Here is a 15,775-nt window from a genome sequence, read left to right on the forward strand (position 1 = left end):
CGTGGTCATTCGGCTCTCCCCAGGATTACATGGGGGGAAGGAAGTCCGCATCCGGTGCTCGCCCGCGGGCCGCACGCTCAGCGGAAGAACCGATGGCTGATCAACCCTCACCGTGGGAGCGACAGGCGGCCAGACCATCTGGACGACCTGGCGCTGGTCCTGCGCGAACTCTACGACCTCACCGGAGACGTCGCCCGCTTCCACCAGGCCGTCCGCCTGCATGAAGAGGCCGCTGCGGCGGCGCCTGCAGACCTCTTGATCATCAACGATCTCGGTGGCGGCCTGTGGGAGCGCTACGGAATCGACGGGCGGGCCAGTGATATGGAGGACGCGTTCACGGTGCACACCCGCGCCATCAAGCTCACCGAGCCGGATTCGCCCGACCTTCCGCTCCGGCTGGCGAACCTGGGCGGTGTGCTCCGTGACAGATTCCGCATCGGCGGCGACCGGGCCGACCTCGCCCGAGCGGTCCAGGCCTGCCGCAGGGCGGTGAACCTGTCTCCACGCGGCGCGGCCGACCGGCCCCGGCAGCCTCGCCGGCCTCGGCATCACCTTGTGCCTGTGGCATGACGAGACCGGCGCGCGTGACGCCCTCGACGAAGCCGTCATGGTGTTGTGCGAGGCCGTCGATGAGAGCGGGCTGACCCGCGGGCTCTACGCCAGATACGGCGCGCGAGGCGACCGTGAGGACCTGCATGAGCTGATCCGGGCCGGCGAGGAGGTGCTTCGCGGCACCCCGGCCGATTCGCCGGACCGGCCGGGCCGCCTGGCGGCGCTCGGCAGCGCCCTGGCCGAGCGCTACTACGACCAGGGCGGGCGCGATGACCGGCGGCGTGCGCTGCGGTTGCTCACCGAGGCGGCCGCCGAGCCGACGGCCGCGTCGCCGATGCACGATCACAATCTCGCCGTCCTCCTGCACGACCTGTACGTCACCGACGGAGAGCCGCGCCACCTCGACGCGGCGATCGAGGCCGCCCGCCGCGCCGTGGAGCAGACGCCTGAGCAGGCGCGGGCGAGGGCCCGTTACCTCGCCGGGCTCGGGGTGTCCCTGCGGCTCAAGTACTCCGCCACCGGTGAGGCGGCGCTGTTCGACGCGTCGATCCGGGTCCATCACGCGGCGCTGGAGCAGACGCCCGGGTCCGCCCCCGCCTGGGCGGACCACCGGCGTGACAGCGCCAACGCGCTGCTCGACAGGCACGAGCGGACCGGTTGCCTGGCGGATCTGGATGACGCAGTCCGCCTCCTGCGCAAGGCCCTGCAGGCAACGGCGCCCGCCGCCCCGGACCGGCCGGGACGGCTCAACGACCTCGGTAACGCGCTGCGCATTCGGTACGAGCACACCGGAGATACCGGGGATCTCGACGCGGCCGTTCTCGCGTTTGAGGAGGTCGCGGCCGCGCTCCCCGAACGGGCCCCGGAGCGGTCGCGCTGTCTGGCCAATCTCGCCGGCCCCTGGCTCTGCGCCACGAGGCGCAGGCACGGTCGGCCGACCTCGACGAAGCCATCGACATCCTCGAACGGGTCGTCCGCTCCAGCCCCCGCCGTTCTCCGTCCAGGGCCGTGCGACTGCACAGCCTCGCGCACCTCCTGACCCGGCGCGGAGATCACGAACGCGTGGCCGCCCTGTACCGGGAGGCATGCGAGGAGGGTGAGCTCGCGGATTCCGGGTGGGCCCTGCGCACGGCCCTGCACTGGGAGGATTGGGCGGGCTGGCGCCTGGACTGGGCCGATGCCGCCGACGCCTATGACGGGGCACTGGCGATGACGCAGCGGCTCTTCGGCATCCAACTGCTGCGCGAGCAGAAGGAGAGCGCGCTGCGCGCCGCCTCCGTTCTGGCGGGCAGCACGGCTCGCGCGCTGGTCGGCGCCGGACGGATCGAGGCGGCGGCTCTCGCGGTGGAACGCGCGCGAGCCCTGATGCTCAGCGAGGCCTTGGAACGTGATCGAGCAGATCTGACGACACTGGCGGCCGGCGGCCGCCCCGATCTCGTGCGGCGCTACGAGCAGGCATCCGACCGGCTGTCCGCCCTCGGCCACAGAGCGCTCGCGGCGTCCTCAGGTCGCCTCCCGCCGGGGCATCGAGACCGCGCACGGCCGCCCCTGGTCAGCGGCCCTGATGGGTGAAGGCGGCCCAGCAGTACGGATCCCCCAGGGAACGGCGGCCGGGCGGGGGAGCGGTCCGGCGACCGGCCTCGATCATCTCGATCTGCGCGGCACGGAGCGCGTCGAGCGGATCCCGCCGGTCAGAGGTCAGGACGTGATGGAAGGTGGTCATGAGGTCGGCGGTGTTACGGTCGTCCACGATCCAGAGCGAGCCGACGGCGGCCGACGCCCCCGCGATGAGGAAGGCGGTGGCGAGCGTCATCATCTCGTCGAAGTCATCGGTGCTCATCCCGGAGGCGCACGCCGACAGGACGACCAGCGGCCCGGCGTCCCGTCTTCGGGATGCGCGTCCATGCGCCAGCAGGCGTTCGACGGTCAGGGGCCGCCGATCCGCCAGCGCCAGGCGGGAGCGCGCGGGATCCGCCGCGGCGTATCCGTGACAGGCCAGGTGAATGACCGGGAAAGCGGCCGACTCGGGGCCGGAGAGCTCGGACAGCACCAGATCCGGGGTCACGCGTACGTCCCCGGCGGCGCGCGGCGGCCCGATGTACCTACCCGCGGGGTAGCAGAGCCGGTGGATCTGCCGCGTCTCGGCCTCGGCGAACTGCAGGCTGAACGTGGGGTTTCCGACGATGAGCGCACGGCCGTCCATGGCCGGCCGGCCGCGCCGGGCGGTCTCGCAGAACAGTTGCGCCGAGGCCGCGTAGCCGATGACCGCCTCCTCCACCGCGTACCGATGGCCGCCGTTGCCGGTCCTTGTCCGGGCGGCATGCCAGGGGACGAGGGCGGCATGCCCGGTGGGCACGATCACCAGGCGTGGGGGAGCGTCGCCGGGCGCCGGTGACAGGTCGCGGATCGATGCGAGCACGGGTGCCATGACGGCGTTCCATGCCCAGTCACACAGCTCGTGCAGAGCCGCCGTCCACGTGTCGACGACCTCCTGCCTGTCGAGCTGAGAGCCCGTCTCGTCGTTGTCGCCGTCCTGCGCTTCCGTGGCGGTCGCGACCAGGAGGCGGTTGTACGTCTCCACGTACGTGGACAGCTTCCCGCCGGATACGGCACGGAAGCCGTCCAGCACCAGTCGCCGCGGCACGCCCTCGCGAGGCAGCACCACCGCGTACCCGCTGCGTCCCGCCGTGCCGGGCAGGAGGTAGACCAGGGCGTCGGCGGAGGCGTCGGCCAGGGCGGCGCGGACGGCGTCGGCGGAGTAGGCGGCGCCGAGCCCGCTCGCGGCGCGCTGCTCCTCGCTTGCGAGCACCCGGACGACCTCGTCCCGCAGTTGGCTCGGCACCGGCTCGATGCCAGGAGCATCGGCCGCGCCGCTCCTCCCCGAGGCCCTGCGGAGCTCGAAGGCGCGCGCCTGCTCGGCCTCCCAACGTGCGGCCAGGTCGCCATGCCTCGCCTCGCGCAGCCGGTCGCCGGCGGAGCCGGTGAACATCGCGGCCCAGTGGACCAGGCCACGTGCCGTCTCCATCGCCTCGACGGCCTCGGTCACGGCCACATCCTCCAGGCACCACGAGATGACGGCCGCGCCATGGCGGGCCGCGCGACGCGTCACCACCAGGCCGTCGGCCGTGCTCGGCTGGAGCATGACCTCCTCGCGGCAGGCGCGCAGAGCGTCCCGGCCGGTCCTGCGCGAACGGATCCGGTTCAGCCGCTGCCGTTCCGGATCGTCCGGCAGACCGGATCGGACGCGATAGGCGGTGGCGAGCTCCATCAGCGTCACGGTGTCGGGCCTGCCCAGGCGGGACCCGCTCTTCGCGGCTCGCTTCAGCAGGCGCACGGCTCGGTCGGCGGCTCGCGAGTCCTGGCGCGCGGCGGCCCGGAACCGTATGGCGATGCCGAGGCTGCGCAAGGTGAGCGCATGGTCCGGGTGCGTCGCCGGCAGCGTGCGCACCGCCTTCTCCAGAGCCTCGCCGGCCCGTCGCAGGTCATCGGCCGACTCTCCGGCACGCTCGTAGCGGGCCTGCAGGACATCGCCGAGCACGTGGAGCGCCGTCCCGCGGTCCACCGCGTTGCGGGCGGCGCGCTCGGCGCGCTCGCACTGGACCACGGCCGCGTCGCCGTCCGCCGGATCGGCGTACGCCTCGAAACGCATCGCCAGCGCCCGCCCGTAGGTTTCCAGCCGCAGGGACAGGTACGGATGGTCCTGCGCCGTAGCGTTCGCGGCCAGCACCAGCAGCTCGATGGCCTGGTCGAGTGAGGCGCGCTCCCTGGTGTGCTGGAATCGTCTGATCAACTGGTCGGCGAGGTTGACCAGCCAAGTGAGGCGGTCGGGGTCGGTCGGGCTGACGGCGGCCAGCGCCAGCCCGAGCCGGTAGATGGCCGCGTCCAGGTCCTCTCCGTTGCCGCGTAAGGCGAACCGCAGCCCGAGCGCGGTGCCGAGACCGGCGTTGGCGGCGGCGAAGAGCCGCTGACCCGCGGGGGCCGCCTCGGCGGCGGAGGCGTAGCCGTTGATGGCCTCGCTCAGGTCGGTGAAGTCACCGGTGCTGCCCACCCGCCGGTGCAGAGATCCGGCCAGGTTGTGCAGGCGGGCCGCGAGATGCGGATGCCGCGGACTGGGGGTGAGCTCCACGGCGCCGCGGAGATGGCTGATCGCCTCGTCGAGGTGGCGCAGGTCCATGTCGCGCAGGTACAGACTGCTCAGCGCGTTGCCGAGGTTGTTCTTCCAGCGTGCGAGGTCATCTCCGGGCCGCGGGACGAGCCGCACCGCCTCCCTGAGGAACGTGACGGCCTGGTCGAGGGCGTCCGAGCCGCCCCGATGCCGGTGACTGGTGTGCAGGGCGGCTCCGAGGTTGCCCAGGAGGGCGGCGCGCGTGAAGCCGCGCGCGGAGGAGCCGGACAGCGCGTTCAGCGCGAGCTCGATCGCTCTGTCGAGGTCGTCGGCGTCGCCGAGGCGGTCGTATCGGGAGCGCAGCATGAACGCCAGGTTGCTCGCCCGTGCCGTCCCCTCCGGGTCGCCCTCGGGGGTGAGGCGGAGCGCCTCTTCGGCGTGCTCGATGCCCGCGGCCAGATCGCCGGGTTGGCCGGTCAGCTGGAATCTGTCGGCATGGCAGGTGGACAGGTTGGTCCGGGCGGCGGCGCGCAGGCCGTCGGACTCTGCCGCGGCCAGCGCTTGCTCGTGGTACGCGAGCGCGGCGCCGAGGTCGGCGGGGTCGTATCGGGTGTGATATCGAAGCTGGACCGTGTTGCCCGCGCCGGTGAGCAGCACGGCGCGGGAGGGGGCACCGCAGGACGGCGCGGCCAGCGCCTCGTCCCTGACCCGAACCGCTTCGTCCAGGTCCGCGGGGTCGCCGCGCTCCCGGGTCAGGCACTCCAGCACGTTGCCCAGCGTGTGCAGGCGGCCTGGCCGGTGCTCGTGCTCGTCGGGGGTCATCGCCAGCGCCGTGAGGATGCGTTCCCTGGCGGCGGTCAGGTCGCCTTCCTCATTGCGCTGGCGGAAGCGCTGCAGATGGCTGGTGGCCTGATTGGCGGCGTACCCGGCGCGCGCGGGGTCGCCGTCGGCGGAGTCGGCCCAGGCGGCACCGTGCCAGACGACGGCCTCGTCCAGGTGCCTCAGGTTGCCCGTGGCGTCGTACAGGGCGAGCGAGAGGTTGCCCAGGTTGTTCAGCCACTGCGGCCGGGCGGCGTCGCCGTCGCGCAGCGTGCTGAGGTGTGCGATCATCCGGGTGCGGTCGGTGATCAGGCGTTCGACATGGGAGCCGGACATCACCGGAGCGGCGCCATGGACTCGGCGGACAGGTCGCACAGCGGCGGGGCGCCGGTGCTCGTGGCCGTCGCGACCCGCTCGCACCGTCGCTGGTTGGGACAGCCGTACAGTTGTTCGGCGTCCTCGTCGCCGTCCTCGGTGAAGCCGTCCCTGATGACGTACGAGCCGTACCACCGCCCGCTCTCGGCGATCTTCGCGCATAGGCTCAGCCACTTCTCCAGCGTGTCCGCGCCCGTTCTCGCCGCGCTTTCGAGCTCACGCCATTCCGGAAGGTGCCCCGCCTCCTTGGCCTGCTGTCGTAGCCGGCGCTTGAGGGCGCAGATGTCCGCCCATGACTCGGGCAGCGCGGGTGGTTCCTGCAGCATTGCCGTCTCCCCTCCCCTATGCATACTGACTCTAGGCCAGCGGGAGCCGGAGGGGATGTGACCGTTCCACGAATCTCCACCGGTGACGGCGGACCCGTGGGCGTACGGGACGCGTTGTACCGGCTCGTCACCGCGCCCGTCGAGAGCGGGGGCCGCTGGAAGGAGCTGCCGGACCGGATCACGGTGGGCAAGCGGCTGACAGGCGGGCGGGCAGGCGCCCATGTCTTCGAGATCACCGCTCACTGGGGCGGCACGTCTTGGCGTTACGTCGCCAAGCTCGGCCCTGCGGCGGAGATGGCCAAGGAGTGGAACGCCTTCCAGACACACTTCGCGGAAAGGAAAATGGCGAACACGCTGTGCGCGCCGATCGACCTGGCCGCTCCCGCGGTGCATGACGAGGGCAAGCGGGTCCGCGGCCGACCGGAAGTGATCGTTTATGGCCATGTCGCGGAATTCGCCGGCACTACCGGCGCATCGCTCATGACCCTCGAAGACCTCGTCGGCCGGAACGACATCGAGCGGACGACAAAGGTCATCCGTGAGTTCGGTAAGAAGGCGCACTCCGTCCTGTACAAAGGCGCGAAGCCGCAGCGTGGTCCCGGCTCGCTGTGGGGCCAGGTCGCGACGCTCGGCCCCATGCTCACGCTGGACCATGACGGCGCGGACGGCCCGTACCTCGATTCGGACAGCTTGCTGGCCGCCTGCCTGCACCCCGATCCCGGGCCGGAGCCCCTGCGGGCCCGTCTCTCCCTCACCCTGACCCCCGATGAGGATGGCTATCAGGCCGACTTCTACGGGCTGAAGGTCAGAGTCAGGGCATCCGCCGAGCTGACCACGGGGCAGCCGGTGGAGGTCTCCGGCACGGTGGCCGAGACCTACGTCGACTCCCGCTGGTCGGTGATCTCCTCTGCCTGCCGCGACCTGCGGCGCGAAGGAGCCGACGTCGTCTGGGGGAGTGAGCGCACCGCCCTGCCCTTCGGGCAGCTGCTCGACCTACTGACGCGAGAAGAGGAGGGCAGGGCCGTCTCGCTCGTCCACGGCGACCTCAACCCCCGCAACATCGTGCTCAGCGACGAGCAGCCCTTCCTGATCGACTTCGCGAAGACCGCCGCCGGACAGCCGCTGCTGGGCGACCACGCCTGGCTCGAACTCGGGTTGCTGCGTGACGTGCTGGCCGGGCGGCACGACTTCGGCGAGTTGCTGCTGCTGCAGCGGCTGCTCGCGCTCGCCGGCCGGGCCCTCGACGCCGTCGCGGGGGAGAGCGTCGAGGAGCGGGCCGCGGGCGCGGAGGCGGCCTTCGTCACGGCGATCCAGCAGACCGCCCCCGGGTTGGAGGGCTCGTTCCGCGTGTTGTGGGCCGTCCGCTCGCAGGGCCGGATCAGCTACCCGGCCGAGGCGGGGCCTCGGTGGTGGCGCGAGTACCTGGCGCAGCTCGTGATCGCCGCGAACCGTACGTTCAAGTGGGGCCAGCACGAGCACACCCCGGCCGCGATGGGCGCCACCGTCGCCGCCGCCGGGGCCGCGTCCGAGACGTGGCGAGGCGAAGACGTCCTCCGTGGGTGGCGACCTTCCACGCTGCACGCGGTCGCCGCGGCGCTCATCCCGATCCTGGCATCCCGGCACCGGGACGCCGTCACGATCGCCGCCGACCTCGTGACCGGGTTGGATCACGCGGGCGTTCGCGACGACCGCATCGAGCGGCTGCTCGGCGAGTTGCGGACCCACCTCGTCACCGCGCTCCTGCAGGGCCGCGCGGGAAGGGAGCCGCCCCGTCGCGATCCGCCCTGGTACGTCCCGCTCACGGCGTACGCCGCCGAAGGGGACCCGCCGGGTGAGGACGCGCAGTCGCTCCTCGCCCGGGAAAGCCATGTCGTCCTGCTGGGAGAGGCCCTCAGCGGGAAGAGCACGGTGCTGGAGGAACTGCGCGTCCGGCTGACGCGCGCCGGTGCCGGGCCCGGCACCGGCTGGCCACCCCCACGTTTTCCCCTTCCCGTGGACGCCCGTGTCCTGGCCGGCGAACCCGGCGCAGCCGTCCTGCGTGCCGCGTGGACCGCCTGCGAGCTGCCCCCGGACTGGGCCGAGAGCGTCCCGCCGCTGCTGGTCACCGGTGCGATCTACCTCCTGGTCGACCACCTCGACCACCTCGACGCCGATGCGGGCGCAAATGTGCTGGCCTGGCTGCGCGAACTGGTCGACGGTGGGGCATGCCGCAGCTCTGTGGTCGTCGCCTGCCGTACGGCCGCCTACGACCTCTCCTCCGACACCGGCCCGTTCCACGTGCACATACTGGCCTCGCCGAGCCCGGCCGTCATCGAGCCCTTCCTTGTCCGGGCGTTGGGCTCGCGCGACGCGGCCGCCCGGACCTCGATCGCGCGGCTGGTACGGGAGGATCCCCACGACGCCGACCAGGTCTCGCGATGGCCGGCTCCCATGCTCTGGTCTCCCGCGCTGCTGCCGCTGATCCACCTTCTCGCCGACGAGCCGGATCCGCCGCTCACGGTCAGTGGTCTCCTGGCCCGGTACGTGGACCGGCTGTTCGCGACGCGGCCGGAGACCGGCTCCGCGATGCGCGAACGGGCTCTGATGGCGATCGCCCACGAGCTCACCTCTCGGCGCGCTGAGGAGATCCCCGCCGCGGCCCTGCCCACGCTGTCGGCCTGGCCTCCCCACGCTCCCGGCCTCGTCGACGACCTCGTCGGATGCGGCCTGCTGATGCGCACGGCGGGATCGGTCGGCTTCACGCACGCCGTACTGAGGGACTACTTCACGGCTCTCGCGCTCTACCACACGGGCTGCCCGGATCCGCTCGGCCTGGTGACGGAGTTCCGCTGGCACGGGGCGATCCTGCTCTTGCTGAACATGCATGATGGCGCCGACCCGGTCGTCGACTCCCTCGTCACCGCGGCCGTACGGCACGACGGTGCGCTGGCCGTCGAGTTTCTGCGTGCCGCGAGCACCCGGCCCGCCGCCCTGCTGACCCGGATCCGCGATCGGCTCCTGGAGCAGCTGGTCGCCCCGGCCGTACGGGACGACACCCGCGAGCATGCCGCCGCGGCGCTGGCCGACCTCGGCGGACGGGCGGCCAGGGAACTGCTCGGCACGGTCGCGGCGGACCCTTCGTCCCCGCCGGAGGCTCGGACGGCGGCGCTGCATGGTCTGGAGCGGATGACGCGCCGCGCGTCCGGCACGGCCTGCGCACGTGCCTGTGCGGCCCTGCGGGAGGCGTGCGCGGCCGTGCTGACGGCGGATCCGCCCGCGCGGGTCTGCTCCGTGGCCCTTGGCGCGGTACGGCGAGCCGGCCTGTACCAGCTCCTTCCCCGCGCCTGCGAGCTGATCGACCCCGCTCGCCCCTGGCTGGTGACCGAGGCGGCGATGGCGGCTCTGCGCGCCGTCGAAGCCGACGCGACCCCCGCCATCGAGCGGCGCTGGGCGGTGTCCTGCACCCGCCGGCTCCAGGAGACCGAGAAGGAGCTCACCGATGCGGCGGGGCACGACGAGTACGCCCGGCTGCGCGGCGAACGCCGCTGGCTGCTGGCGGAGTTGTGCGCCGCGGGCCACCTCGACGTGCTGCTGCGGCACCGGTTCAGATTCGACGTCGCGGATGACGTGGCCGAGCTGCTCGACGCCCTGTGCTCGTCCGCTCCGCCGCCGCGTGCCCGGCTCGCTTCGAACCCGGATCCGCCCGGCCTCACCGACGCGCCTGGTGCGTCGTCCGTACCGGACCAGGATCCGCCCGCGCCCGCCGGCTCGCTTGGCGCGGTGTCCGGGGCGGCGAGGGCCTGGACGGTGCTGACGGCCCCTCCCGAGCATGCCGAGCTGCTGGGCCTCCTCGAGTCGGAGGACGAACTCGTATCCCTCGCGGCCGCGCATCGCCTGCTCCCCGACGATGCGGCCGTCCTCGTGACGGACGTCACGGCCGAGGCTCCGCCCGGCAGGCTGCTCGCCACCGCCGCCGCCGTTGCGGAGCTGGACGCGGTCACCGCCGCCGACCCGCTCGAACGCGCTGAGCTGCTGGTCAGAACACTGGCGGAGACGGCCGGCCCGGCCCGGCTCGAGCCCCTTGCGGCGCTGGTAACCGGCGTGTTCGCCGTCGATCGCGCGCGCGGCGTGCGGCTGGCCCTGCACACCGCCCGGATGCTGCAGGACCGGGAGGTCGCGGGGCGGCAGACCTGGCCGTGGTCCGCGGCCTTCGCCCGTGCGCGAGGCACCCTCGCCGACCTGACGGCCCTGCTCATGGCTGATGACGAGGCGGCCCGGCTGGCGATCTTCGGATTGGCCAGTTTCGGCTTCCTGATCGATGCCGGCCCCGGTCCGGACGAGCGGCTCGACCGGCGCGGCACCGCCAGGTTCCGGTCGCTGCAGCCGGACGGAGCCGGCCTGGCGGCCTGGCGGTACGTGATGGCCGCCGCCACTGTCGGGGTGACCGACGTCCTTCCCTACGCCTGCCGGCTCGCCGTGACGCCGGGCGCCGGCTCGGCCTCGGCGACCGTCGGCACCAGCGGGTACGGCCGCCTTGAGGAGACGGACCTCGCCGGCGTGCTGGCCGCCATCGGTTACCTCGGACGGATCTGCGCACAAGAGGGTGACCGCGGTCGTGCGGAGTCGGCGCGTAGCCTGCTGAGCCGCTTCCCCGTGGCCGCCGAACATTCCAGCGTCGCCGTCGGCCGCCTGGCGGGCCTCGCCTATCTGGGGGAGTGGCGGCAGGTGCTGCTGCACGTCGAACATGACGACCCGCGGCTCGCGCGCATCGCGGCGAACGCTGTGCGGAGGTGGCGGGGCGACGGTCCCGGCGATGACGATCGGGATGTGGCGCTCCTGATCGCCGAGCGGCTCGGCGCCGCTGCCCTGCCGGACGGGGTGCGATCGGCGCTGACCCGGCTGCGACGTACGTTCGAGCTCCGGGCGGGGTTCTTCACCGGACGGCTGGACGAGTGAGACCGGAAGCGGGCGTCGCCGGCATACCGGAGCCCGGCCGAGTCGCCGCGGTGAGAACATGCTCGCCCGGCTGGACCGCCCCTGCGACGTGCCTTCACCGGCTCGAACCCGTATGCCAAGCTGGCGCTGCAGCGCATCGTCCGTGCCGTTCGAGAAGCCGGAGTCCGCATGGTCAGTGGCATCGTCTCCAGCCTCATCGCCAGTTTCCTCATCGCCGTCGCGGCTCTCGCGTGGCGCAACCGGGAGGTCCTTCCGGCTCTGTCGGTGGCACTGCGGCCCTGGGTGACGGTCCGGGTGTCGATGAGCGCGCTGCTGCGGATCGGCCGCGACGATCGCTACGTGCTGTTCCACACGCCGTACACGCCGGGCTCCTACGGGCCGCCGGGCGGGGTGTTCAAGTTCCATCCCGAAGCGACGACCACGCTCGACCGGCTCTCCTTCCGCGCTGATCGCCGTGCGGAGCACCGCGACGTGACGTTATCGGACCTGCGGGGCTTCCTGCCCGGCAGCGCCCTCGCGCCCTTTCTGCGCTGGTTCGACAGGGGCGCCGACCGCGAGTCCGTGGTCGAATGCTTGCGCAGGGAGCTCACAGAAGAGCTCAAGGAGGTCGGACACGCCGAACTCGCCCCGGGCGTGGCCGACCTGACCTTCAAACCGGTTCGCAGGGTGGTCGAGCCGCCCAGGAAGGTGCCGGGTAAGGACTTCCGGCAACTGCGGGTGTTCGAGGTCCAGGAGGCGGTCCTCGTCGACGAGGCCGCCTGGCGGACACTGCGCCGGATCACCGAACTCGCCGAGGATCCGGCCGAGCAGCGTGTGATCATGGTCTCCGCACAGGAGATCATCGACGGGCGGCACGGTGATTCCCTCATCGGTCCGCAGTCCGCGTTCCTGTTCGGCACCCGCCGGTACCGGCAGGACCTCCCTCCGGGCAGATGACCGACGACAAGCGCAACGACAGGGGCGCGGACCTGCATCGGACGTACCTGGCCACGGGGGATCTCACCCTGCTCGACCAAGCCGTCGAGCTCTTCCGGTCGGCCGTCGCCGAGGCGCCCGCCGACGACCCAAGGCGGGCCGCGTACCTGTCCAACCTCGCGGTGGGGCTGTCGGACAGGTACGAGCGCACCGGTTCGGAGCGGGATCTGGACGAGGCCATCGAGACCGGCTGGAAAGCCGTGCGCAGCACACCTTCCGACTCCCCGGACCGGATCACCTACCTGGGCAATCTCGGAGTTTTCCTCTCCGACCGCTACGACCGGTCAGGCGACCTGCACGACCTCGACACGGCACTCGATCTGCTCACCGAGTCCTTGGAGCACGCGGAGCCCGGCTCGTCCGACACCGCCCGCGCCTACTCCAACCTCTCGATGCTGCTCATCGACTCGTACGAGCGCACGCGTCGGTCTGATGCGCTGGACGCCGCCATCCAGGCGGCGGAGGCGGCGCTGGAGAACACCCCCAAAGGCGACGAGGAGTTCCCAGGTCACCTCATCAATCTGGGCAACGCCCGCCGGATGAGGTACGAACATCTGGCCGTACAGGACCTCGCGACAGACGGCGAACCGGCGATCGAGATCACCGACCTACTCCTCGCCATCGCCGCCTACGAGCGCGCCGCCGAGCTCAGCACCGGATCCCAGCTGCGGCCGAAGGTCCTCACCAACCTGGGCAACGTGCTCCTGGACCGGTCGGCCGTGCTGAACTCCGAGGACGACTACGCGCGGGCGATCACCTGCTTGCGGGAGGCCGTGGAGGTGACGTCCCCGAGCTCCACGGACCTCGTCGGCCGGCTCAACAACCTCGCGACCGCACTGCGCTTCGGCCCCGGCGAGTCCGCGGAAGCGGTGCGACTCTATCGCCGTTGCTGCGAGACGGACTGGCGGACGAACGCGGAGGACATCCTGGCGGCCGCCCAGAACTGGGGCCAGTGGGCGCTGGAGCGGCGCGCCTGGAGCGAGGCCAGCGAGGCATTCTCCGCCGCGTGGCGGGCCGCCGACCACTTGTACCGCCTGCAGGTGGGACGGCAGAACAAGCAGACCTGGCTGCACAGCTTCACCGAGCTGGGCGTCGGCGGGGCACTGGCCGCCAGCATGCTGGGCGACGGTGTGGGGGCGGTGCTCGCACTCGAACGCGGCAGGGCCCTGATGCTGGCGGAGGCGCTGGAGCGCGATCGCGCGGACCTGGAGGCCCTCCTGACCATCCGGCCGGAGCTGGCCCGCCGGTATCTGCACATCGTCGGACGATTGCGCGGCCTGGATGCCTCCTCCTAGCAGGATTGCCGGAACCCGGACTCGGACACTCCTGCGACGACGGCCTTGTCCTGGGGTGGCGAAGGTGCCGCGGATGCTCTCGATGAGCATCCCGCACATTCGCCCGGCGGCCGGACCTGCTCAGGAGGCTATGACAGCCGCACTGATCCGGCCACCGTCCACGTCGATCACCGTGCCGTGCACGAAGGCGGCCTCGTCGCTCGCGAGATACACCGCGGCCTGTGCAATGGCGTCCGGGTGTGCGCCTGCCAGCTCATGGGTGACCATCCGGGAACGGAACTCACTAAGCGCACTAAAGAGTGTTTCGGAGATGGTGGGAAACACGGGATCAGGCCGAACCTGCTGCATCCGCGGACGAGGGCGCCTGTTGCGAAGGGAGTTCCATGTCGGAGCGCCCACCGCATCCGATCCGTCCGGGCCGGTCTGGGATCCCGGGCGCCTGACGCTTCAGTGCGCTGACCGCCGTCGTCCGGTTGGGGTGCCGCTGGCGCTGGAGGACGGGCCGCGCCCGGTTGGCGAGCTGGCCGAGCGTTGTGACGCGCAGCTCGCCATACTGACTTGGATCCTGCGGGCGGCGGCGAGCATCGGGTTGCTGGGGTCCGTCTCACCCGGCACGTGGCGAGCTGATCGAGACCGGCGCCGTCCGGCTGCCCGGCCATCCATGCTCGCTGCACCCTGGCGTCCTTACCGCGGCAGACCCGGCCATGATGGCCCTCTGCTCGGCTGGCTGGGAGCCTGATCCCGCACAGCGGCTCTACCACGAGCAGGATAGGAAAGAAACTTGCAACGCCTCGACAGACAGCGTGAGACTGACCGCGCAGAATGGAGGCAAGGACAGGTCTTTTCCATCGAATCAGGATGACGCCGATCAGGTAAGAAGAAATAGTGGGAGCTATAACATGCCCGCAGGACGCCACCGTGCTCCGTGCGTGCTCGTACGCCCTGTCACACGGCGTCAGGGCCTGGCATTGTCTGACACGCAATGTACGAGGAGGCGGCATCAACTACTATCAAACGGCACAGCGTGCGTTGGCGGCCAATACTTGATTTATCGAAAGCAGCGCGTTGCCAATGATTTGCTGAACATGTAGAGAATGCCTTGTCTCAAACTTCGGTAGTGGTCGCGCACGAATTCTGGGGACTTCGACTGCTTAATCCAATGGCCGCGTGTTCGAATTCCGCAGGGCGGCTCGTAATCATGATGCTGGCCTGGAGTAACGGTGATGCTGAGCCCTGAGCGGAATGAAGTTCTAGGGGCATGGTGCTCCATGCGTGCTCGCCTGTTCCGGACGCCCTCGGAGTGATCAACGTCGCCGCGATTTTCTTCCAAGGATGGCCTCGTATTCACAGAGAATCACAGTGACCATGCCTGCGGCCGGATTGCCAGGACGGCGATGCCGTCCTGGCCAACCATGGCGATGGTGTAGTCCCGCGCGTCAGCTAACCGGCAGGCATGTCTATGGACAGCACGGCCACACTGCGCCTGCCGATAATTCCATCCATGCAGTTCAAGCCGCATGTGAGTACTCGTGGAGGACGCCGCCGAGCCGGTCTCGTCGGCGTATGGATCCGTGATCGGATCGGGGACGGTGCGCAGTGGCGCTGCTTGGTCCAGGGCTTGATGGGCTTGGTGCTGGTTGTAGAACCGTTCGTACTCGCGCAGGGCGTGCCGCAGATGGCGTTCGTTCCATGCGAGGCAGCGGTCGAGGGGTTCGTGGCGGCACGACTGCACCCACCGTTCCATGATCGAGTTCATCCGCGGCATCCGGATGCCGGTGAGCACGGTCTTGATGTCGGCGTCGGCGAGGGTATCGTCCATGAGGGCTGGGAACTTCCCATCCTTGTCTTGGATCAGATAGCGCGCCCGGCAGCCCGCATCGTTCAGATCCATCGCCAGATTCCTGATCGCCTGGGTGACCCAGCTCATGCTCGGGTGCGCGGTGGTGCCGAGCACACGGACACGCCTGGTGGCATGCTCGATGACCGCCAGGATGTACTGGCGTTGCCCGTTCAAGGTGACGGTCTCGATGAAATCGCAGGCTAGCGGGGCGTCGGCTGGCGAGCGTAGGAAGTCGGCCCACGTGCTGGACGCCCGCTCGGGCGCCGGATCGAAACTTTCCTGCTTGAGGATCTCCCACACCGTGGACGGTGCGACTTTGATGCCGAGCGTGGTGAGTTCTCCGCGAACCCGCCGATAGCCCCAGCCGGGTTCTCGCGGACCAGACGCAGGATGAGGGCACGGATGGAGCGCACCATGGGCGGGCGCCCGGGCCGCTTCCGCCGGCAGGTAGGCGAGTGAGAGTGCGGTTCGCGAGTCCATGCCCGTGATGTCGCAGTGTGATCGGATGGATTTGTAGCGTTACCACCAGTCGGAGGGCTCGGATGTGCTGGGA

General features: G+C 70.9%; 10 protein-coding genes. 6 read left to right on the forward strand and 4 right to left on the reverse strand.

What is annotated here, in order from left to right:
- Positions 1 to 54 precede the first annotated feature (54 nt).
- Genes ACWDX9_RS36925 through ACWDX9_RS36935 form a run of 3 tightly spaced genes read left to right on the forward strand, consistent with a single transcriptional unit; the run spans position 55 to position 2,124 of the window.
- Positions 55 to 570 carry a tetratricopeptide repeat protein gene (locus ACWDX9_RS36925; RefSeq protein WP_449962470.1) on the forward strand — a complete coding sequence of 172 codons (516 nt, stop codon included), beginning with the start codon at positions 55 to 57 and terminating at the stop codon, positions 568 to 570.
- On the forward strand, positions 554 to 1,591 hold the full coding sequence (locus ACWDX9_RS36930; RefSeq protein WP_449962473.1) for a hypothetical protein: 1,038 nt from the start codon (positions 554 to 556) through the stop codon (positions 1,589 to 1,591). The genes ACWDX9_RS36925 and ACWDX9_RS36930 overlap by 17 nt, the downstream gene beginning before the upstream one ends.
- Positions 1,561 to 2,124 carry a hypothetical protein gene (locus tag ACWDX9_RS36935; RefSeq protein WP_449962476.1) on the forward strand — a complete coding sequence of 188 codons (564 nt, stop codon included), beginning with the start codon at positions 1,561 to 1,563 and terminating at the stop codon, positions 2,122 to 2,124. Before ACWDX9_RS36930 ends, ACWDX9_RS36935 begins: the two co-directional genes overlap by 31 nt.
- On the opposite strand, the gene ACWDX9_RS36940 is transcribed toward ACWDX9_RS36935, so the two are convergent.
- Complete coding sequence (locus ACWDX9_RS36940; protein WP_449962479.1) at positions 2,105 to 5,812, reverse strand: CHAT domain-containing protein; 3,708 nt, start codon at positions 5,810 to 5,812, stop codon at positions 2,105 to 2,107. The genes ACWDX9_RS36935 and ACWDX9_RS36940 overlap by 20 nt on opposite strands.
- The gene (locus ACWDX9_RS36945) at positions 5,812 to 6,177 is read right to left on the reverse strand and encodes a hypothetical protein (protein ID WP_449962482.1); all 366 of its coding nucleotides are present in this window, start codon (positions 6,175 to 6,177) and stop codon (positions 5,812 to 5,814) included. Before ACWDX9_RS36945 ends, ACWDX9_RS36940 begins: the two co-directional genes overlap by 1 nt.
- Before the next feature lie 57 nt (positions 6,178 to 6,234).
- On the opposite strand from ACWDX9_RS36945, the gene ACWDX9_RS36950 reads away from it, so the two are divergent.
- From ACWDX9_RS36950 to ACWDX9_RS36960, 3 genes are all read left to right on the forward strand, one after another.
- Positions 6,235 to 11,112 (forward strand): hypothetical protein, encoded by a 4,878-nt coding sequence (locus tag ACWDX9_RS36950; RefSeq protein WP_449962485.1) that lies wholly within the window; start codon positions 6,235 to 6,237, stop codon positions 11,110 to 11,112.
- A gap of 168 nt (positions 11,113 to 11,280) precedes the next feature.
- Positions 11,281 to 12,048, forward strand: a complete 768-nt coding sequence (locus tag ACWDX9_RS36955; protein WP_449962488.1) for an SMODS-associated NUDIX domain-containing protein — start codon at positions 11,281 to 11,283, stop codon at positions 12,046 to 12,048.
- Positions 12,045 to 13,382 (forward strand): tetratricopeptide repeat protein, encoded by a 1,338-nt coding sequence (locus ACWDX9_RS36960; protein ID WP_449962490.1) that lies wholly within the window; start codon positions 12,045 to 12,047, stop codon positions 13,380 to 13,382. The genes ACWDX9_RS36955 and ACWDX9_RS36960 overlap by 4 nt, the downstream gene beginning before the upstream one ends.
- 120 nt (positions 13,383 to 13,502) lie before the next feature.
- Here ACWDX9_RS36960 and ACWDX9_RS36965 read toward each other — a convergent pair whose 3' ends face one another.
- Together ACWDX9_RS36965 and ACWDX9_RS36970 are read right to left on the reverse strand one after the other, a co-directional pair.
- Positions 13,503 to 13,649, reverse strand: a complete 147-nt coding sequence (locus tag ACWDX9_RS36965; RefSeq protein WP_449962493.1) for an SDR family oxidoreductase — start codon at positions 13,647 to 13,649, stop codon at positions 13,503 to 13,505.
- 1,087 nt (positions 13,650 to 14,736) lie between these two features.
- Complete coding sequence (locus ACWDX9_RS36970) at positions 14,737 to 15,702, reverse strand: integrase core domain-containing protein (protein WP_449962496.1); 966 nt, start codon at positions 15,700 to 15,702, stop codon at positions 14,737 to 14,739.
- Positions 15,703 to 15,775 lie beyond the last annotated feature (73 nt).

The sequence above is a fragment of the Nonomuraea sp. NPDC003201 genome (assembly GCF_053590415.1).

Bases quoted from the DNA above. Each gene is read 5' to 3' on its own strand.
- ACWDX9_RS36940 (WP_449962479.1), bottom strand. From the start codon at position 5,812: ATGTCCGGCTCCCATGTCGAACGCCTGATCACCGACCGCACCCGGATG.
- ACWDX9_RS36945 (WP_449962482.1), bottom strand. From the start codon at position 6,177: ATGCTGCAGGAACCACCCGCGCTGCCCGAGTCATGGGCGGACATCTGC.
- ACWDX9_RS36955 (WP_449962488.1), top strand. From the start codon at position 11,281: ATGGTCAGTGGCATCGTCTCCAGCCTCATCGCCAGTTTCCTCATCGCC.
- ACWDX9_RS36960 (WP_449962490.1), top strand. From the start codon at position 12,045: ATGACCGACGACAAGCGCAACGACAGGGGCGCGGACCTGCATCGGACG.
- ACWDX9_RS36965 (WP_449962493.1), bottom strand. From the start codon at position 13,649: ATGGTCACCCATGAGCTGGCAGGCGCACACCCGGACGCCATTGCACAG.
- ACWDX9_RS36970 (WP_449962496.1), bottom strand. From the start codon at position 15,702: ATGGACTCGCGAACCGCACTCTCACTCGCCTACCTGCCGGCGGAAGCG.